Raw genomic sequence first — 19,276 nt, 5'->3', positions numbered from 1 at the left:
CTTCCTCCCCTTATTGTGGTTTTAGCATGGCGATCATGAAATCTTTCGCGCTTTCGATCTTGCCTTGTTGGATAGCTGCGGCTGGATCGACATGTTTCGGACAAACCTCAGAACAGTAACCAACGAATGTACAGCTCCATACCCCATTCTGGCTGTTAAGTTGAGGCATACGCTTTTTTTTACCGTGGTCGCGGTTGTCGAGGTTGTAACGGTGAGCTAGCGTGATCGCCGCCGGGCCGATAAATTCAGGGTTCAGACCAAACTGAGGGCAAGCGGCATAACATAAGCCACAGTTGATACAGCCGGAAAATTGATGATATTTTGCCATCTGTGCTGGAGTTTGAATATTTGGGCCTTCAGAAGGTCTACGGTCATTCCCAATGATGTATGGTTTGATGGCTTCCAGGCTTTCAATGAAGTGGGTCATATCAACTACTAGGTCACGTTCAATAGGAAAGTTAGCCAGCGCTTCAACTTTCATTCCTTGAGGATAATCACGCAGGAAGGTTTTACAGGCCAGTTTCGGCACACGGTTAACCATCATGCCGCAAGAGCCACAGATAGCCATACGGCAAGACCAGCGGTAAGAGAGATCGGGAGCGAGATTGTCTTTAATGTAACCTAGGGCATCAAGTAGAGAAGTCTGCTCATCATAAGGAATTTCATAGGTGATAAAATGGGGTTTATGGTCACTTTCTGGATTATAGCGCATGACCTCCATTCTCAGGGTGTTCATATCAACCATTCTCCTGCTCCTTATACTTTTTCTCTTGTGCCGCGGCTTCACCGCCATATACACGTTTTGCGGGTATGGATTTGGTGATTTTCACATCACTGTATTCTAGGTGAGGAACACTCTCAGGGTTATAGAAAGCGAGCGTATGTTTTAGGAAGTTTTCATCATCACGTTCGGTACAACCTTCATCCAAACGTTGATGAGCGCCACGGGATTCTTTACGGTTTATCGCAGAGTGAATCATACATTCAGCCACATCCAAGCCAAAGCCAAGCTCAATGGTGTACAGTAGATCCGTGTTGAACACATTGGTGTTATCGGTGATTTTCACCCGTTTGAAGCGATCTTTTAGTTCAGCAATCTTATCGATCGTTTTTAACATGAGTTCAGGGGTGCGATAGATACCGCAGCCTTCTTCCATCGAGATCCCCATTTCATCACGGATCTTTGACCAACTTTCCGTCCCTTTCTGTTTTAGTAAGTTGTTCAAACGTGCGACTACATCACGTGCCTGGGCATCCAATGTGCGGTCATTAACGGGTTTGGTTTGTTGAACATGTTTTACTGCTTCTTCACCAGCCAGACGGCCAAAGACCACCAATTCAGCCAGAGAATTGGAACCAAGGCGGTTTGCGCCATGCAGGCCGACAGAAGAACATTCACCGACAGCGAATAGCCCTTTAATGCGGGTTTCACATTTCTGGTCAGTTTCGATACCGCCCATCGTGTAATGTGCCGTAGGTCGGACTGGAATGGGCTCTTTAACTGGATCAACGCCGACATACGCTTTTGCCAGTTCACAGATGAAGGGGAGGCGTTCAAGTAATTTTTTCTCCCCCAAATGGCGTAGATCCAGATAAACCACATTGCCACGTGGAGTTGAAATAGTACGACCGGCCCGCCATTCATGCCAAAAAGCCTGAGAAACTTTGTCACGGGGACCCAGTTCCATATATTTGTTTTCAGGTTTGCCTAATGGCGTTTCGGGACCGAGGCCATAATCTTGTAAATAGCGGTAGCCATCTTTGTTGACCAGAATTCCGCCTTCACCACGACAACCTTCTGTCATTAGGATACCGGAACCCGGCAGGCCGGTTGGATGGTACTGAACAAATTCCATATCACGCAGTGGTACTCCGTGACGGAATGCTATACCCATGCCATCACCGGTCACGATACCGCCGTTGGTATTGTAACGGTATACACGGCCTGCGCCACCGGTTGCCATAATAACGGCATTAGCCCTGATCTGAATTTTGGTACCTTCCATCATATTCAGCGCAATTAGGCCACGCACTTGCCCTTCATCTACCAGAATATCGAGGACAAAATGCTCATCAAAGCGTTGAATTTGAGGATACTTAAGGGAGGTTTGGAATAGCGTATGTAACATGTGGAAGCCAGTTTTATCCGCAGCGAACCAGGTGCGCTCTATCTTCATACCACCAAAACGACGCACGTTGACGGAACCATCTTCTTTACGGCTCCACGGACAACCCCACTGTTCTAGTTGGATCATTTCTGTCGGGCAATGTTCGACGAAATATTCAACAACATCTTGCTCGCATAACCAGTCACCACCGGATACGGTATCGTTGAAATGGAAGTCGTAGGAGTCGTGAGCTTGGGTGACTGCTGCTGATCCACCTTCCGCTGCCACAGTGTGGCTACGCATTGGGTAAACTTTTGAGATCAGAGCAATCTTCATCTGAGGATTAGCCTCAGCGGCGGCAATTGCGGCTCGTAGGCCTGCGCCTCCGGCTCCGATAATCGCGAGATCGGCATTAAAGATTTGCACTGTGCTTCTCCATTGTTTAAGTGAAATTAATTAGTAAGCAAAATCGTCGTAACTTTCCTAAATGTTGTTATTTTTCATATGCAACATTCTGTAGGTAAAATCCGGTGTTTTAACGATCAAGGGAAGCTGTTTATTACTGTTTGTATTGAATTAAGTATAACGGGTTCTAAGTGAGATAAATTTGATATGAAAGGGTATTTTGTCGGATTTGAACACTAAAACTTGATCTAAGACAGGAATTAGTGACTTTAATTTATCATTGACCGACAGAGTTATTACCTAGAGGGGAATCACTTGTGGAGCTGATTATCAAGGCCATACAATATGAATTTGGCTTGCTTGGTATTTTTTTGTCGATATTAGAAATTATTTAAATGCAACGAGATTTAAAAGTTTTATTTTACTTTGGTAATGTTGCAGTTAATAATTTTATACTGGTCATATTATAATTATCATCTTAAATTATTTTTCAGTTTCTTTATAATATCTTACTTTTAATCTAAATATGATAATTGCTTCTGGTCATTTAATAATTATAAGTGATAATTGGTAATGTCATCCATAATAAAGTGATAATACGTTTTATTGTTTAACGGTAGTAGTATATATTCAACAAGGGAGTTTTATTTCTATGGGCATAGAGAGTCGATATGAGGATTAAATGGTATTCTATAATTAATTATATTTAAACGGAGGGTATGATGGCATTATCAGAGCATACTATCGCATTGATGGCAGATAATGGACTTTATTTGAGTCGGGTTGCTCGGCCTGGTGGTAATTATATTGAAGCGGCAACATTGGATGTTGATACTTCTTCTACGTTTACTGTAGAAGATGTCGACGATAATGTGATAGCGCTAAAGGCAGATAATGGAAAATATCTGACTAGGCTTAGTATAAAAGGTATTAATTATATTAAGCCTGATAAAACCAATATGGACGGATTTTGCCACTTTAGATTGATAACTCTGTTAGAGTAAATAGTGATTTTGTCTGGTATTGGCTTTGTTGTGATACAAGACAAACTAAGTTGTTCCGGGATGATCAGGCGGTAATAATTTGTCTGATATGTGTGATGCAGGTAGACTGCACGTTTTGTTTTATTTTGGAGTCATTTACATGAGCGAAACAGCAAACTGGCAGCCAAGCGCACCTATCGCCAACTTGTTGAAACGAGCGACTATTTTAGCAGGAATACGGCGCTTTTTCGCAGATCGTGGGGTATTGGAAGTTGAAACACCTGCGATAGGTCAGTTTACAGTGACTGATATCCAATTGTTTTCTTTTCAGACGGAGTTTGTTGGTCCAGGCGCCGCAGATGGTATGACTCTTTATCTGATGACAAGTCCGGAATATCACATGAAACGCTTACTGGCAGCAGGAAGTGGCCCTATTTATCAGCTCGGTCGCTGTTTCCGTAATGAAGAGGCGGGTCGTTATCATAATCCTGAATTTACCATGCTGGAATGGTATCGGCCTCACTATGATATGTATCGTTTGATGAATGAAGTTGATGATTTACTTCAACAAATCCTTGACTGTGAAAGTGCAGAATCACTCTCTTATCAACAAGCTTTCCTGCGTTATCTGGGTATTGATCCGCTATCAGCAGAGAAAGAAAAGCTGCGTGAAATCGCCGCCAAGCTGGATCTGAGTAATATTGCTGATATAGAAGAGGATCGGGATACTTTATTACAACTTTTGTTTGCTGTTGGTGTTGAACCGCACATTGGTACTGAAAAACCAACTTTTATCTACCATTTTCCGGCTTCTCAGGCTTCTTTGGCGGAAATTAGCAAAGAAGATCATCGAGTTGCAGAGCGTTTTGAAGTCTATTTTAAAGGCGTTGAATTGGCAAATGGCTTCCGTGAGCTGACTGATGGCAATGAGCAGTGCCAGCGTTTTGAACGGGATAACCGTAAACGTGCAGCGTTGGGTTTACCTGTTCGACCAATTGATGAAAACCTGATTGGCGCCCTGAAACAAGGAATGCCTGAGTGTGCAGGTGTGGCGATTGGTGTCGATCGTTTGGTGATGTTGGCTTTGGGGGCTGAAAAGCTCAGTGATGTTATGGCCTTTTCGATAAGTAAGGCGTAATTATTAAGTGACAGGGCGCTGGTTGAGGCGCCCTGTTTGCATCTTATTTATATTGATACTGTTTTTGCAGGAATTTCACACCTAAGTCAGGAAAATCGGTGAATACACCGTCTACACCCGCTTGGTTATACATGATATCGAAAAGTTGATCGCCGCTGGTGGCGTATTTAGGCAGTTGATCAACTCGAATCGTGTATGGATGGACTTCCAGATTGTTGGTGTGAGCCTCTTTTACCAGACTAGTTAGCTTAATATTGGTTGGTGTGGAATACTCCGCTACAATCATATGATAATCAGGGCCGATGCCATCAGCGTATTGTGCCACTTCTCTCATCGCACCTGGTTTGAACATCCAGTCATAGCTGTAATTTGTCCATTTGCCGTCTGATTGTTTTTCATAAGTTTCATTCCAATCGGTGTAGGCGATAAGTTGAATCAGTTTCAGATCCATGCCTAACTTAGGTTCCAATTCGTTTTTGATGCGTTTGAGTTCGTTGGTATCAAAACATTGCAGATAAATTTTGTCGCTTTTCTTGGTGTAACCATACGCTTTTAACACGGCTAGTACCTTAGTAGAAATATCTTTTCCCTCTTGTTGGTGGAACCACGGTGCTTTGATTTCAGGATAAATACCGATGTTTTTGCCGGTAGATTTGTTTAATCCTTGAACAAATTCAATCTCTTCCTGAAAAGTGTGGATTCGGAAATCAGATTTCCACATCGGGAAACGATTGGTGTAGCTTTGTATCTGTTGATTATTTTTAATATCGAAGCTTTCCGTGAATTTTAGTGACTTGATTTCGGACAAGGTAAAGTCAATGGCATAGTAGCGTCCATCTTGGCGAGCACGGCTAGGGAATTTATTGGCAACGTCAGTGACACGATCAAGGTAGTGGTCATGTAAGACTATCAGTTCATCATCTTTAGTCATGACCAGATCTTGTTCCAGATAATCAGCACCTTCGGCATAAGCCATTGCTTTGGCTGGTAGAGTGTGTTCAGGCAGATATCCACTTGCGCCTCGATGGGCGATAACAATCTTATCTGCCGCTTGTGTGATGCCTGACATCGATGAGGCTAAAATAATACCTGTTATTATTGTTTTGATTGGAGTTTGCATGTGTGTTTCTCCGTTTTAGCAATGAGATGAAATCTATCTCATTAAACTGTGTGTTTGTCTGTGTTAATAATACTCACTGACATAATCTCTTAGTTTAGAGGTTGAAAAAAGCCGCAGCATATATAATGCTGCGGCTTAATTAATATTATCAGCGATATATCACAGTTTAATGACAAAGGTTAGCCATATTGTTGGGCTATTTCCTGTTTATGTTTTTTTTCGGTAATCGTGACGATTAGCAATAGAATAACGGACAAGATACTACCACCAATCATCACCATAAAGCCGCTATCCCAACCGAAAAACTCAACGGTATAGCCGATGATAGCACTTGCAGCAACAGAGCCACCTAAGTAACCAAATAAGCCGGTGAAGCCAGCGGCTGTACCGGCGGCTTTTTTTGGCGCCAGCTCAAGGGCATGTAGACCCGTCAGCATCACTGGGCCGTAGATAAGGAAGCCAATAATCAACATGCAAGCCATATCTACAGTAGGATTACCTGGTGGGTTCAACCAGAATACGATAGTGGCGATAGTAACCAGTGTCATAAAGAACACCCCAGTTGCACCACGGTTGCCTTTAAATACTTTGTCTGACATCCAACCACAGAGTAGCGTGCCTGGGATACCGGCATATTCGTACAGGAAATAAGCCCATGAAGATTTATCCAGTGCGAAATGCTTGGCTTCACGTAGATAGGTTGGCGACCAGTCAAGAACACCGTAACGTAGCAGATAAACAAATACGTTAGCCATAGCAACCATCCACAGCAGTTTGTTAGGTAACACGTACAGCATGAAAATCTGTTTAGCTGTTAACTCTTTTTCATCTTTCTCTGTGTAATCAGAAGGATAGTCGTTTTTGTACTCTTCGATTGGTGGCAAGCCACAAGATTGTGGTGTATCACGCATCAGCGCGAACGCAATCAATGCAACGAGAATCGCGGCGAAAGCTGGCATATAAAGTGCGGCTTTCCAGTCATTGAACCACGCCATACCTAACAGGAATAGCAATGGTGGTAAGCCGCCGCCAACATTATGTGAGCAGTTCCAGATAGAAACGATACCGCCACGTTCTTTCTGTGACCACCAGTGCACCATAGTACGACCACAAGGAGGCCAACCCATGCCTTGAAACCAGCCGCACAGGAACAGTAGTACAAACATAATGGTAATACTGGAAGTTGCCCAAGGTACGAAACCCATAAACAGCATAACAACAGCCGCGAGGATCAGACCCGCAGGTAAGAAGAATCGTGGGTTAGAACGGTCGGATACGGAGCCCATGATGAATTTGGAGATGCCGTATGCGATAGAGATCCCTGATAGTGCGAAACCGAGCTCACCTTTGGAAAAACCTTGCTCAACCAGATAAGGCATTGCAAGTGCAAAGTTTTTCCTTACCAGATAGTAAGCCGCGTAACCAAAGAAGATCCCCATAAAAATTTGCCAACGTAAGCGACGATAGACTGGATCTATCTGTTCTGTTGACAGTCGGGACCTATGAGGTGCCGGCTTGAAAATACTTAACATATTTTGCCTCCGATGGCATTTTTGGTTTTATAAACAGCTTGCCGGTTGACTAATGCCACCGGATGGGAAAATGAAAGGTTTTGTAAGTGGTTATTTTCCATAACGAAAATTATGATAGTCGAAATCACTCAACCTCGTCTGTGAAACAACACTCAGTTGTTAAAGTTGTTTTGCCCTAGCGGTAATTCTGAGTGATTTGTTAACTTTTTGAAATGTGCTTTACCAATGAAATTGTGACTATTGTCACAATAACGAGCTTTACTTAATTGTTGGTGAGCGTTTTTGGTTCGTTTTTGTTCTTTATCAAACAAAAACCACAGTTTTCATACATCTTCTATTTGTTATTTTATATGTATCCTTACTAAACGAAGGGATCTTCTCAATTTATGGTGAATGGGCTGCTAATCGATTTTGATGATAAACATACTGTTTTGACGGTATGCCAATAATCTGCCAGACTCATAATTTATACAGTTGTATAGCTGATATACCCAGTGGAGGACCCATGACGACACGTTATGACAGCGATTTTTATGGTTGGACGCAGGAGCAGGCAGGTTTGCTTCGTTCCGGCAATCTGAATCAATTGGACAGGGAAAACCTTTCGGAGGAAATAGAAAGTATGGGAAATAGCCAAAGAAACGAGCTGGAATCTCGTCTTGAGGTACTGTTTCTTCATCTCCTAAAATGGCAATTCCAATCTGAACGGCAAGGTCGGAGCTGGGAGCTTACGATTGAAGAACAGAGAAGAAAAATAGCCCGTCGTCTTAAAAAAAATCCCAGCTTAAAGTCAGAACTTAGCGAAATTTCCTCTGATGCTTATGGTGATGCCATTATTGCAGCAGAGAGGGAAACTAATATTAGGCGTAGTGTATTTCCTGAAACTTGTCCTTGGATATTTGAGCAAATAATGGATGAAAATTTTTGGCCTGAATAGGCTCGATAAATTTGTTTCCTAACGCACTGATTTTGAACAGTGCGTTTTCTCGGTTGATCGATTTTCACTTCACTGCAAGCAGTATTAACAGAAATTATTTGCTTTTCGGTGGATATTCATTGGGTTAGCCAAGATTATCCTTTTTAATTTTCATGACCTTTGTAGTATTAATGATTATAGAAAAATTCATTGTCATCGCTGTGGCTATATTCAAGACAACGGTAGGATCCAAAATAGCGATGCAAAATGCCAACAGTTCTAATTTCTTATCGAAGAATATAATAATGAAGTAATAATAAGATAAAATATTAGTAAACTATTAATTTGATTTTTTGATATAGATTTATAAAATTTCAGTAGTGATATTGATAATTATTTCTATTTGCAGTAAATTGTATTTCCTTTAATTTGTCAAAGAAAATCATGGAAATTTTCAATAAGGAAATAACTATGCCAAGTAAAGACTATGGGTTAGTTGATAAAATTTTTAACGAAAATTTTAAAGAAATGCATGTAGAAACAATAACAGTAAAAATAGCACCTTCAGGTACTAAATATACTAATGCGACAGGAGACGTTAGTAAATCTACTTTTGGACATGTATGGGTTGAATTTCAGGGTGAATCAATCGGATGCTTAGGTGATAATAAGCAAGTAGGAGGAGTTGAGAACATCTCTTTTAGAGACTCAATAGCATACGATAAATCAAAAATTTCCAGTGTTACATATCCAATATATTCAGAGAGTGTGGTTAATAATATGAAAAGTTACATCTCTGACTTAAAAAATGGAAATTTCTATGATTTTAAACCGAATTACAATCTCCTTACCAATAACTGTATAGATTTTGTAAATTCAATTCTTCGAGTTTCACATTATGATAATGATAAGAATGGTATAGATTTCATTCAGGAATTACGAGGAATGAGTCCAAATGCCGTATTAGATAATCTTGAAGAAGTTGTTGAAGATCAGAAAAATACAGAAACACCACTTATTATTGATTTAACTGGCGATGGTATTATTACCATCGCGGAAAATGGTTCTATATATTTTGATCATGATAATGATGGTATTGTTGAAAGTTCAGGATGGATAGAAGCCAATAATGCATTTCTGGTATGGGATAAAAATGGAGATGGAAAAATAAATAATGGAAATGAGTTGTTCGGGAATAATTTTATATTAAAAAATGGAAACAAATCAGAAAATGGGTTTGTCGCATTAGCAGATCTTGACGATAATTGTGATGGTATTTTTGATCAAAATGATAGTCTATGGAATTCATTAGAGTTATGGATTGATGCCAATAAAGATGGTATAACTGATGACGGAGAGTTGTATAAATTAAGTGAGTCAGGAATCTCTGCTATAAATCTTACATATAAAGAAAATGGATTTAAGGATATCAATGGTAACATTCATGGATTGGAAAGCTCAGTGCTCTGGAATAATGGGAATACGACTAAGATAGTGGATGTGTTTTTTACTGTGGATCAAAACATGCAGATGGCGTCACTAAATTCAAATATTGACATAATAGGGGTAAATGATACTTTTAGCGAGATTATTTTATGAGTGATTTTTTTGTAAAAAATAAGAAATATTTTCTCTATTCAGTGTTCTTTTTTTCTTTTATTGCTCAGAGTTCAGATATGAACATACAAGATACCCCATCGATTGTTTTCAATCATTCAGATGATTTTTTATCAGAATTTTCTATTCCAATGCCTAAAAATGAAAATGAATATTACGAGTTAATAAAGAGGGCAAATAATGGGAATGTAGATGCAAACTGGATGCTCGCTGTAATACAACAAACAGAAGGTTATCGTCAAGAAGCCAGTGAAAGATATAAGTTATCTATATCAAGAAATGATAAATATAAATTAAGATCTATGGTTAATTTGGGGTTTATTTTGGAAGATGAAAATAAATACTCAGATGCGAGAGCACTTTTCGAATTGGCTGGAAAAAGTGGATATTTTGAAGGCTATCGCACGATTGGAACGAATTATTTAAATGGGATCGGTGTAAATCGAGATTTTAATAAGGCAAAAGAGTATTTTAATAAAGGAAGCCAAATTGGGTGTCATGAATGCACATTTCTTATTAATAATTGGAGTGATGTTATTAAATTGAAAAAATCAGAATAGTAAATTTATATTTTGAGTTAACCTGCTAGTACTAAGTGAGATCTTTCCAGGAAGAAAAATTTGGGGGGGCGTAGTTCTTAATATGGCGGCAGGTTCTGTTTGATGAACGAGACTTCATTAAATTAAAACAAATGATTGGATAAAAAATCAGTGCTTTGTCAACAAGTTGAGCGGACAATTTGCCCGCTCTTGTCAAACTTAATACAGCCAGTCGCGTCCCATCCGGTCAGCAGCCATAATAGCGGCGTACACTTTTTCAGGTGTCACTTCAAAAGGCATGTTGTGAATGGTTTCATCCTCGGCACAACTCGCTTTCGCCACTGCCATCACTTTTTCTTTCAGTTTTTCACCATCTTTTACTCCAAGTTGATCCAGAGTAACCGGTAGTCCCATCTGTACACAGAAATCAAGGAAAGTATCTAATTCTTCATTTGGGCTATTTTCCAGTATTAGTTGAACTAATACCCCGAAGGCGACTTTTTCGCCGTGGTACATGTGGTGGCATTCTTCCAATACGGTAAAGCCATTGTGTACGGAATGAGCGGCGGCTACCCCCGTATTTTCAAAGCCCAGGCCGCTTAAGTAAGTAATAGCTTCGATGACATTTTCCACCGCAGGTGTACTGACGTCTGTTTCAACAGCCAATTTTGCTTTATAGCCTTCTTCTAACAAAGTTTCGTAACAGAGATGAGCGAGGGCTATTGCGGTACGGGATATCCCGCCATCTGTCATTCGAGGTTTATGGCCGGCTCCACAAATGCGGGTTTCGAAGTAAGTTGCCAGCGCATCGCCAATTCCGGCAATCAGAAAACGGGTTGGGGCTTTAGCGATAATGCGGGTATCGATTAGGACAATGTCTGGGTTTGTTGGGAGAAACAGATAGTCTTCATATTTGCCATCATCGCTGTAAATAACAGAGAGAGCACTGGTTGGCGCATTAGTGGAAGCGATAGTGGGAGCAATCAGAACAGGTAATCTGGATTCGTAAGCGACTGCTTTTGCTGTATCTTGTACTTTGCCACCACCGATACCAATAACGGCTTGGCATTCATGTTTTTTAAGAATGTCAGACAGGCGTCTAATCTCATTCCGACTACATTCGCCGCCAAACACTTCAAAATGGCGGGTGATTTCATACTGTTCCAGACTGTTATGAACGGTATCTCCCACTAATTTCATCGCTGAATTACCGATGATAACTAAAACGTGATCGGCGATGGTTTTTGTGTATTTACCAATATGGAGCAGAGCATCAGGTCCTTGAATATATTTGGATGGGGATTGAATAATTTTCAGCATAAGAATATTCCTTTTGTGGAAACTCAGTATCTGTTTGCTGCATAAATTTTTTAACAAACAGGGAGCAAAATGTGACAGACTGGTAAACTATTTTCGGATGAAAAAAGTACTTAAATTACTTCACAGACTAACACCATCTATAAAAATTAATGGTTGGTTATGGATAAATAAAGTTGTTATGCCCATTTTGTCGTGGGAAATGTGTGTTTTTTTGATCTATGCCCGGATCTCTGCACTGGAACAGGCCCTTTTTCTTCATAGCTGCGTTTGGGGAAGCTAGTGGGTTGGACAGGTAAAAAGCGGACAGAGTGGCAGGCTATTGCTTTACCAATCTCTTAATTAGCAGTTCTGACTACGAGACAACTCTTTTCTTTTGACGCGAGGAATAATTCATTAATTGCACCTTGTTCAAACCAACTTGTTTCATTAATATAATGGCCGCTTGGCAAAGTGATCCTATTTTTTCAATTTTTAAACCATATGTCTTAAATTTCTCAAGTACAATTGCTATTTCCTCTGGGCTCAGAATAGAAACTGGATTTTGGATCGCTAGAGTCTGTAAATATAGATGAGCGAGCACTTCAACTTCATGCACGAGCCATAGTGCTTTTTGTAGATTAACTTCGCAAACAATCATCCCATGATGCTGTAATAGAATAGCTTTTCTGTTTTTAAAACCATTAAATACATAGTCAGAGAGTTGTTTGGTGCCAAATGTTGCGTAAGGTACACAGGGAATTGAATCTCCTCCCGCTGCGGCAATCATGTAATGAATGGCCGGGATTGGCTTATTTAAAATAGAAACTGCTGTGCAATGAATTGCATGATTATGGACAACGGCATTGGCATCGGGTCTGGCATGATAGACTGCCTGATGAAAACGCCATTCACTTGAGGGGATTTTATTATCCTCAGGTTGACCATTTTCATCTACATAAACAATATGTGTTTCAGTCAATTGTTCATAAGGGATTCCTGTCGGCGTAATTAACATTCCATTATTATAACAGACACTGACATTACCCGCAGTGCCTTGATTTAATCCTAATCGAGTCATTTCTAAGCATGTATGAATAATTTCACGAGATAATGTATTTAATATTACTATTTTTACCAATAGCATTCGTATTTGTCATCAATTATCAAAGAAAAAAATATTCAATTAATCAGTTCAGGGGGAGTTTTACATCGTAAATATGCTTGTTATATTAATTCATCACTTATTGCACAATTAAAAAATTTAGAGATCGATCTATTTATTTTTTCCTGTGACGGCATTGATGCAAATGGCGATTTATGGGATTCGAATGTTGATAATGCACAATTTAAAGAAATTCTTATAAAACGATCATTGCAATCAATCTTGCTAATTGATAAGAGTAAAATTAACCGAAAAAGCGAAATTAAGATAGAAAATTGTAGTAATATCAATGATATAATATCGAATTATTAGGTGTAGTTGTTAACGTTAATAAGTGCATTGGCATAGAAAAATAAAATGGAAGACTATCGCTCTGCCCAATCTCTTAATCAGGCGATCTGATTAAGAGATTGGTATTTGTCTGGCGTATAAAAATCAGCGAACTTGAATGTGGGTATTGTTAGTTTGATAGGCAAAGAAGTACTTTAAAATTAGATTCAACAAAATGCCGTAAGCGGGTAGGAAAAAGAGTAAGCAGATTAATAGTTTAAAACAGTAATCGACTAACCCAATCTCGATCCAGTTAGCAGCCATAAAAGCATCGGTACTGCGATAGAATGCGATAGAGAAAAAGGCAAGGGTATCAAGTAAGTTACCGAAGAACATCGCCGCTGCGGGAGCGACCCACCAATTGCGTCTCCGGCGCAGACGATTGAAGACGTATACATCCAATATCTGCCCAAGGAAGTAAGCCATAAAGCTGGCACAGGCAATACGGGCAACAAAGAGATTGAATTCAAGTAGCGTGGTAAACTCTTGCCATTCTCCTTGGAAAAATAGGGCAGAAATTATATAAGAGATCAGCAATGCGGGGATCATAACGGTGGTAATGATCCGCCTTGCCAGTGGTGCGCCGTAGATACGAACCGTCAAATCTGTTGCAAGAAAAATAAATGGGAAAGTAAAGGCTCCCCAGGTGGTATGAAAACCGAAAATAGAAACGGGTAGTTGCACCAGATAATTACTGGAAATAATAATCAGAATGTGAAATAGCGAAAGCCAAATTAAAGCGGTAGCGCGCTGTTGTGTAATTGTAGTTGATAAAAACATATTGTACCTTTTTGGAATATGGGGTGAGGGAACCCAATGAAAGATCTGCCGTTTTAACTGACGGCGCATCACATGATACGTCGGTTGTGCACGAATTCAAAATGCTGTACGTAAAGTTAATTTTTGCTAGCTTTTTTATAATATAATTCAGTCTAATAGACTGACTGAAGTAGAGATAAGTTATGCCCGATGTGTTTACTCATCCAGATAAAACCCTTGATACACAAGGGCTTCGCTGTCCTGAACCGGTAATGATGGTACGGAAAACCGTACGTCATATGGAAGCAGGGCAGATGTTATTAATTCTTGCTGATGATCCGGCAACTACGCGGGATATTCCTAGTTTCTGCCGTTTTATGGAGCACCAATTGGTTGCGCAAGAAACGGAACAAATGCCTTATCGCTATCTGGTGCGGAAAAAAGAGAGTCAACTCTGAATATAACAGCCAAGTTGAGGAATGAACGTTTTTGCTTTTTACCATGCCTTCGAACGTCAATGAGCTTTTATCACTGAATTCATCTTGCTATAGCACAGGATATGAGCCGGGAATAAGACTCATATCCTTAATATACCCGTTATCTTTCAAGTTGCCTCTTTGTTGGCTGCAACTCACTCACCCCGGTCACATAGTTCGCGATGCTCCCGGGGATTCGCTCCCTTGCTGTCGCGATGCATCTTGCAATCCATAGGGTATAGCTAGACAATTTTCATTATTTCAGTTTAATTCTCAATAACCTGACCGCGTTTGCTGTCACAAGAGCGGTTGCGCCAGAATCCGCCAGTACTGCCATCCACAAGCCTGTAATACCCAATAGGCTAGTGATAAGGAAGATCCCTTTTAGCCCCAAGGCAATAGCAATGTTTTGGCGGATATTATTGTGCGTTGCGCGGGAAAGGGTGATGATTTCCGACAAACCTGTCAGACGGTTGTGAGTCAATGCTGCATCTGCGGTTTCCAGAGCGACATCGGTACCGCTTCCCATCGCTACACCGATACTGGAAGCTTTCATTGCGGGTGCGTCATTGATGCCGTCGCCGACCATCATTGTGCTGTGATCTTTATTCAATGCAATGACCGCTTTGACTTTATCTTCCGGCATTAACCCGGCGCGGAAATCTATTCCTAACTGACCGGCAATTGCAGTTGCTGCACGTGGGTTATCCCCTGTCAACATCACCGATTTAATACCTTGATCTTTCAGTAAACGGATAGCATCAATTGCATCTTGACGTAACGTATCTTGCATCGCGATAAGGCCAGTAAATTGTTCATCATGCATCACGGCAACAACGGTTTTACCGCAATTTTCTAACTGAACAATTTTTTGTTTCCAATGCTCAGATAACGTGTTTGCTGGCAGTTTTCCGGGCGCACTGACGAGAATACGTTTACCGTCCAACTGACCTTCAACACCAACCCCCGCCAGCGCTTTACGGTGTTCAGCTGCGGTAATACTAACGTTTTTACTCTCTGCGTATTGCAAAATGGCTTTAGCCAGTGGGTGGTGGGAGCCACTTTCTACTGCGGAAGCCAGAGTTAATAGCTGAAATTCGCTGATGTTTTCTGCTGGTTTTATATCTGTGACTTGTGGTTTACCGGCGGTCAGCGTACCGGTTTTATCAAAAGCGATAGTGGTGATTAGTCCCAGTTGTTCCAGCGCCGCGCCACCTTTAATCAATGCACCTCGGCGGGTTGCTGCTGCAAGGGCAGAGGTAATTGCGGCGGGTGTGGAAATCACCAAAGCACAAGGGCAACCGATCAGTAGCAAAGTAAGACCACGGTAGATCCATGTTTCCCAAGGTTGGCTGAATACAGTAGGTGGAATGATGATAACCAACGCAGAAAACAGCATAATCAGCGGAGTGTAAATCCGGCTAAAACGGTCAATGAAACGCTCAATCGGTGCGCGGCGTTCTTCGGCTTCTTCAATCAGTTGCAGAATACGGTCAATGGCATTGTTGCCCTGTTCGGACAGCACTTTCATTTGGACTGCACGATCCACGGATAAACAACCTGCCGGAACTTTTTCTCCCTGCATTCGTTCAACCGGAATAGATTCGCCTGTCAGTGCACTTTCATCAAAGCTAGCGAATGAATTGAGTAATTCAGCATCAGTGGGTAAACGTCCGCCTGGAGCAATCTCGATGATATCGCCAGGGCGAAGGTCTGAAACTGGGACAGTTCTTTTTTCACCATTTTTTATCAGTAGAGCCTCTTCCGGCACCAGTGCCATCAATGCGCTAACTCCTCGACGAGCACGGCCGGCAGCATAAGCTTCCAGCATTTCGCCAAGCATAAACAGCAGTAGTACCATTGCTGCTTCAGCGGTGGCGTCAATAAACAGTGCGCCAATGGCGGCAACACTCATCAATGTTTCAATGGCGAATGGCGTGCCTGATCGTATGAGCTGCCAGGCTTTGGTAACAATAGGCACCAATCCAATCACGGTAGTGATAATAAAGGCAATACGGCCAAATGAGGGATTGATGTGAGAGATTCCCCAACTTATCAGCATCATCAGTGAAAGAGTGATGATCGGGGCAAGTTCTTTCCAGCGGCTGCTTTTTTCTGCTTTCTGACTTGAATCGGAATTGCGTAGAGCAAATCCAGCCTGATTAACGGCTTGAATAACGGCTGAACGTATATCTGTATCCGCATCCACAACTAGTTTTTCTGTTGCGAATAGAACCTTGGCTTGTTTCACTTCTGGAATTTTGCTGACTGCGGTTTCAATTTTGCGGGCACAACTTGGACAATCCATACCATTAACCACCCAACTGAAACGTTGGTTTGCCAAAAGCTCAGGTGCTTGTGTCTCTTGTGTATCATGGGAAGGGTGATGCTTATGTGAGCAAGTCTTACCATGTTCATGTTCATGATTATGTAAATGCTCACTAACTTGTTTAGCCTGATCTGAACAAGTAGTAGTCGCGCAGCAGCTTCCATGCTGGTGGTTATGTTGATGAGCACTATTTTTGTTTGAATTTGAGTACATGGACTCCCCCTGAATAGAGTTAACTCAAAGATAATGATTAAACTCTACACTTTGGAGCCTACTCCAGAGTCAATAAAAAGAAAAAATAAAGTTGTCAAATTGTACGACTGAGTGCTGATATCTATTTTCAACTTAATCTTTTTATTAAAGATAAATAGAACGGATAATCAGAAAATGGCCGATAAAATAACAGGTTGCTACAATCGCCTTAGAAGATTTGAACTGGAAACGGTAATGGTTAATCAACCAGACACTATGTGACAGCAACAACAAGATAGTGCCTGTTAACAGGGAGAAACCATACGCTGTATTAAGGGAGAAATATTGTTCACCTGCCATCCACACCATTATCAGGAGCATGACAACTGAGGCAACGACTAGCCAGCGCATTTCCTCCAGTTTATTCCAAATAACCAGCAGAATAACGGATCCCAGAACCAGTAAAATTAATGGCAGCGGGAAGAAGAAACTGAAATTCATCTGCATTACAAAGCTTATTGTGTAGAGCAGATAACAGAGGAATAATGTGCTTAGAGAGAGTAGTGAATACTTACTGGGGAGCATGCGCAGAGCATCTGATATTAAAGCAGTAAATAACCCAAGACAGATTAAATAACCTGAAATATGCAGCTCAGGCGCTTGCCATGCCCACAATAACAACAATAGCAGAGTGACTGGCCTGAATAGCCATCTTTGCCAGTTTGGACCACGGTAAGCTGCATTAACATACAACCAACCAGAAAGAAATACTGCAATAAATGGCCAGCTCATCTTTGTTCCTTAAATAAGTGATGGATAAGGGGTCTACTCTTTTACTATCAAAATATAGACTTAAATAATAGAGATTGGTTTAAGTATCTGTGCGGAAATAGGCAATAAATTAAGAAATGATTTATCTGTTCAGCAAAGAAAGCAGGCAATAAGTTGTGTTGAGACAGAATTCTAAACACCCTCCTCATAACCGGAAAGGGGAATGAAATGAATCATTCCTCACATAATTGTATACCCTATGGATTTCAAGATGGATCGCGACGGCAAGGGAGTGAATCCCCGGGAGCATAGGTAACTATGTGACCGGGGTGAGCGAGTGCAGCCAACAAAGAGGCAACTTGAAAGATGACGGGTATATATACTTTCCGGGTGTTGGGGCGTGTGTCTACTATTTGAGGTGATGGCTTTTCTCTTTCCGTTGTTTTTTCTGCATTGACAGTAGTTCAAAGACACCAAAAAAGAAGATCTTGGTTTGCATCAGGCTAGAGAGTTTTTGGTCTTTGGGCTGACTGGTTTTCAGAAGCAGCATTTGAAATGCATGCATGACCACCATGAAAATCATGGCGACATCCATAAAATACTTCAATGGTTTTGGAAATGGATGGATCAGGTTAAAGATCAGAAATCCCCAAACACAGATCATTAACAGTTTGCCCAATTGAATAAACATCAGTGTGTACTCCAAAGTAAGCGTTATGCAGGTAAGTAACGGATATAGAGCCGGTATGCGACTTGTCCGGCGACTTTTTCACGATGAAGTTGCCAGTTAACAGGCACATCAATCGCCGTTGATTCAGATTCAGCCTCAACATAAATCCAGCTTTCATCTGCCAGCCAATTTTGCTCTTCCAACAATTTTATGGTTTCGCTAAGCATTCCTTTACGAAAAGGAGGATCAAGGAAAACGACATCGTAGGGTTTTCCTGATTGGGATAAATAGGTTAATGCACTGTCGTTAATGACCTCGGCGTTTTGGGTACTGAGCAGATCCAAATTCGCGGAAAGCTGTTTGGCTATATTACGTTCATATTCAATTAGGGTAACTTGGGCTGCATAACGAGAAAGCGCTTCTAATCCAAGCGCTCCGCTTCCTGCATAGCAATCCAAGCAGTGTGCTTCCTGAATAACTGGGGATAGCCAGTTAAATAGCGTCTCTCTGACGCGATCTGTCGTTGGACGTAATCCAGGGCTATCCGGTACAGGTAATTTTCGGCCTCGCCATTTTCCGCCAATAATGCGGATTTGTCCCATTGATTGCCGTTGTGATTTCTTTGCCATAATTTGCGTAACAGTTGTTAAGACTTACAGGCATTAATTTACCATGAAATTCATGATTGATATGTGTTGAGCTATTACGAAAATGTTAGACTGTTTCTAATTTCGTTATTATTCCTTGTTGTAACGCCATGATTTAACCTTGAGGAGTGCAGTAGCTAATGGCAAAAGAGAAAAAAAGAGGCTTTTTCTCCTGGTTCGGGCGTGGCCGTCAGGAAGAGCAGCAAAAAGAAGAACAATTGGCGGCAGAGCAGGCGGAACAACAGCGTGTTGCAGAGGAAGCCGCAAGGTTAGCGGCAGAGCA

Annotated in this window: 16 protein-coding genes and 2 pseudogenes; 7 read left to right on the top strand and 11 right to left on the bottom strand. The window is 41.1% G+C overall.

All coding sequences use genetic code 11. The annotated features are described in order from the left end of the window. Nucleotides 1-10: 10 nt before the first annotated feature. Nucleotides 11-745 (bottom strand): succinate dehydrogenase/fumarate reductase iron-sulfur subunit, encoded by a 735-nt coding sequence (locus LG003_RS07305; protein ID WP_112878250.1) that lies wholly within the window; start codon nucleotides 743-745, stop codon nucleotides 11-13. Then, the gene (gene frdA, locus LG003_RS07300) at nucleotides 738-2,534 is read right to left on the bottom strand and encodes a fumarate reductase (quinol) flavoprotein subunit (protein WP_262980437.1); all 1,797 of its coding nucleotides are present in this window, start codon (nucleotides 2,532-2,534) and stop codon (nucleotides 738-740) included. The genes LG003_RS07305 and frdA overlap by 8 nt, the downstream gene beginning before the upstream one ends. Nucleotides 2,535-3,232: 698 nt before the next feature. Between frdA and LG003_RS07295 the strand changes: the two genes are divergently transcribed. Beyond that, complete coding sequence (locus LG003_RS07295) at nucleotides 3,233-3,517, top strand: fascin domain-containing protein (RefSeq protein WP_205072943.1); 285 nt, start codon at nucleotides 3,233-3,235, stop codon at nucleotides 3,515-3,517. A 139-nt stretch (nucleotides 3,518-3,656) separates the two neighbouring features. After that, a complete protein-coding gene (epmA, locus tag LG003_RS07290; RefSeq protein ID WP_112878252.1) occupies nucleotides 3,657-4,634 on the top strand; it encodes an elongation factor P--(R)-beta-lysine ligase in 978 nt (325 codons plus the stop codon). 43 nt (nucleotides 4,635-4,677) lie between these two features. Here epmA and glpQ read toward each other — a convergent pair whose 3' ends face one another. Both glpQ and glpT read right to left on the bottom strand, forming a co-directional pair. Beyond that, nucleotides 4,678-5,754: a glycerophosphodiester phosphodiesterase gene (gene glpQ, locus LG003_RS07285; protein ID WP_112878253.1), complete on the bottom strand. Its 1,077-nt coding sequence runs from the start codon at nucleotides 5,752-5,754 to the stop codon at nucleotides 4,678-4,680. A 179-nt stretch (nucleotides 5,755-5,933) separates the two neighbouring features. Next, complete coding sequence (gene glpT, locus LG003_RS07280) at nucleotides 5,934-7,286, bottom strand: glycerol-3-phosphate transporter (protein ID WP_112878254.1); 1,353 nt, start codon at nucleotides 7,284-7,286, stop codon at nucleotides 5,934-5,936. A gap of 505 nt (nucleotides 7,287-7,791) precedes the next feature. Between glpT and LG003_RS07275 the strand changes: the two genes are divergently transcribed. From LG003_RS07275 to LG003_RS07265, 3 genes are all read left to right on the top strand, one after another. Further along, complete coding sequence (locus LG003_RS07275; protein ID WP_112878255.1) at nucleotides 7,792-8,223, top strand: DUF29 domain-containing protein; 432 nt, start codon at nucleotides 7,792-7,794, stop codon at nucleotides 8,221-8,223. 450 nt (nucleotides 8,224-8,673) lie between these two features. After that, complete coding sequence (locus tag LG003_RS07270; protein ID WP_240000801.1) at nucleotides 8,674-9,801, top strand: hypothetical protein; 1,128 nt, start codon at nucleotides 8,674-8,676, stop codon at nucleotides 9,799-9,801. Continuing rightward, nucleotides 9,798-10,379 (top strand): tetratricopeptide repeat protein, encoded by a 582-nt coding sequence (locus LG003_RS07265; protein WP_262980436.1) that lies wholly within the window; start codon nucleotides 9,798-9,800, stop codon nucleotides 10,377-10,379. The genes LG003_RS07270 and LG003_RS07265 overlap by 4 nt, the downstream gene beginning before the upstream one ends. A 198-nt stretch (nucleotides 10,380-10,577) precedes the next feature. On the opposite strand, the gene LG003_RS07260 is transcribed toward LG003_RS07265, so the two are convergent. Further along, nucleotides 10,578-11,678 carry a glycerol dehydrogenase gene (locus tag LG003_RS07260; protein ID WP_262980435.1) on the bottom strand — a complete coding sequence of 367 codons (1,101 nt, stop codon included), beginning with the start codon at nucleotides 11,676-11,678 and terminating at the stop codon, nucleotides 10,578-10,580. Nucleotides 11,679-12,138: 460 nt separating this feature from the next. Further along, a pseudogene (locus LG003_RS07255) lies at nucleotides 12,139-12,801 on the bottom strand (L-fuculose-phosphate aldolase); the annotation flags it as partial. On the opposite strand from LG003_RS07255, the pseudogene LG003_RS07250 reads away from it, so the two are divergent. Further along, a pseudogene (locus LG003_RS07250) lies at nucleotides 12,776-13,131 on the top strand (L-fucose operon activator); the annotation flags it as partial. The pseudogenes LG003_RS07255 and LG003_RS07250 overlap by 26 nt on opposite strands. Before the next feature lie 123 nt (nucleotides 13,132-13,254). Here the strand turns inward: LG003_RS07250 and LG003_RS07245 are convergent. Then, nucleotides 13,255-13,929, bottom strand: a complete 675-nt coding sequence (locus LG003_RS07245) for a 7-cyano-7-deazaguanine/7-aminomethyl-7-deazaguanine transporter (RefSeq protein ID WP_112878260.1) — start codon at nucleotides 13,927-13,929, stop codon at nucleotides 13,255-13,257. 182 nt (nucleotides 13,930-14,111) lie between these two features. On the opposite strand from LG003_RS07245, the gene tusA reads away from it, so the two are divergent. Next, nucleotides 14,112-14,366 (top strand): sulfurtransferase TusA, encoded by a 255-nt coding sequence (gene tusA, locus LG003_RS07240; protein ID WP_011148230.1) that lies wholly within the window; start codon nucleotides 14,112-14,114, stop codon nucleotides 14,364-14,366. 274 nt (nucleotides 14,367-14,640) lie between these two features. Here tusA and LG003_RS07235 read toward each other — a convergent pair whose 3' ends face one another. From LG003_RS07235 to rsmD, 4 genes are all read right to left on the bottom strand, one after another. Then, entirely contained in the window at nucleotides 14,641-16,926 is a 2,286-nt protein-coding gene (locus LG003_RS07235; RefSeq protein WP_262980434.1) for a zinc/cadmium/mercury/lead-transporting ATPase, read from the bottom strand. A 144-nt stretch (nucleotides 16,927-17,070) separates the two neighbouring features. After that, the gene (locus LG003_RS07230; RefSeq protein ID WP_262980433.1) at nucleotides 17,071-17,697 is read right to left on the bottom strand and encodes a lysoplasmalogenase; all 627 of its coding nucleotides are present in this window, start codon (nucleotides 17,695-17,697) and stop codon (nucleotides 17,071-17,073) included. Nucleotides 17,698-18,085: 388 nt separating this feature from the next. Then, nucleotides 18,086-18,367, bottom strand: coding sequence for a DUF1145 family protein (locus LG003_RS07225; RefSeq protein WP_112878263.1), 282 nt, complete (start codon nucleotides 18,365-18,367; stop codon nucleotides 18,086-18,088). Nucleotides 18,368-18,390: 23 nt separating this feature from the next. Continuing rightward, on the bottom strand, nucleotides 18,391-18,975 hold the full coding sequence (gene rsmD, locus LG003_RS07220) for a 16S rRNA (guanine(966)-N(2))-methyltransferase (protein ID WP_262980432.1): 585 nt from the start codon (nucleotides 18,973-18,975) through the stop codon (nucleotides 18,391-18,393). Between the last annotated feature and the right edge of the window lie 301 nt (nucleotides 18,976-19,276).

It is taken from the genome of Photorhabdus kleinii (assembly GCF_025384885.1).
Taxonomy (GTDB): Bacteria; Pseudomonadota; Gammaproteobacteria; order Enterobacterales; family Enterobacteriaceae; genus Photorhabdus; species Photorhabdus kayaii.
This window is presented reverse-complemented; position numbering and strand designations above follow the sequence as displayed.

What these genes read in the sequence shown, in the direction of transcription:
- LG003_RS07225 (WP_112878263.1), bottom strand. Translation starts at nt 18,367, where the DNA reads ATGTTTATTCAATTGGGCAAACTGTTAATGATCTGTGTTTGGGGATTT.
- LG003_RS07295 (WP_205072943.1), top strand. Translation starts at nt 3,233, where the DNA reads ATGATGGCATTATCAGAGCATACTATCGCATTGATGGCAGATAATGGA.
- LG003_RS07235 (WP_262980434.1), bottom strand. Translation starts at nt 16,926, where the DNA reads ATGTACTCAAATTCAAACAAAAATAGTGCTCATCAACATAACCACCAG.
- glpT (WP_112878254.1), bottom strand. Translation starts at nt 7,286, where the DNA reads ATGTTAAGTATTTTCAAGCCGGCACCTCATAGGTCCCGACTGTCAACA.
- LG003_RS07260 (WP_262980435.1), bottom strand. Translation starts at nt 11,678, where the DNA reads ATGCTGAAAATTATTCAATCCCCATCCAAATATATTCAAGGACCTGAT.
- LG003_RS07270 (WP_240000801.1), top strand. Translation starts at nt 8,674, where the DNA reads ATGCCAAGTAAAGACTATGGGTTAGTTGATAAAATTTTTAACGAAAAT.
- LG003_RS07245 (WP_112878260.1), bottom strand. Translation starts at nt 13,929, where the DNA reads ATGTTTTTATCAACTACAATTACACAACAGCGCGCTACCGCTTTAATT.
- LG003_RS07305 (WP_112878250.1), bottom strand. Translation starts at nt 745, where the DNA reads ATGGTTGATATGAACACCCTGAGAATGGAGGTCATGCGCTATAATCCA.
- LG003_RS07265 (WP_262980436.1), top strand. Translation starts at nt 9,798, where the DNA reads ATGAGTGATTTTTTTGTAAAAAATAAGAAATATTTTCTCTATTCAGTG.
- rsmD (WP_262980432.1), bottom strand. Translation starts at nt 18,975, where the DNA reads ATGGCAAAGAAATCACAACGGCAATCAATGGGACAAATCCGCATTATT.
- LG003_RS07275 (WP_112878255.1), top strand. Translation starts at nt 7,792, where the DNA reads ATGACGACACGTTATGACAGCGATTTTTATGGTTGGACGCAGGAGCAG.
- tusA (WP_011148230.1), top strand. Translation starts at nt 14,112, where the DNA reads ATGCCCGATGTGTTTACTCATCCAGATAAAACCCTTGATACACAAGGG.
- LG003_RS07230 (WP_262980433.1), bottom strand. Translation starts at nt 17,697, where the DNA reads ATGAGCTGGCCATTTATTGCAGTATTTCTTTCTGGTTGGTTGTATGTT.
- glpQ (WP_112878253.1), bottom strand. Translation starts at nt 5,754, where the DNA reads ATGCAAACTCCAATCAAAACAATAATAACAGGTATTATTTTAGCCTCA.
- epmA (WP_112878252.1), top strand. Translation starts at nt 3,657, where the DNA reads ATGAGCGAAACAGCAAACTGGCAGCCAAGCGCACCTATCGCCAACTTG.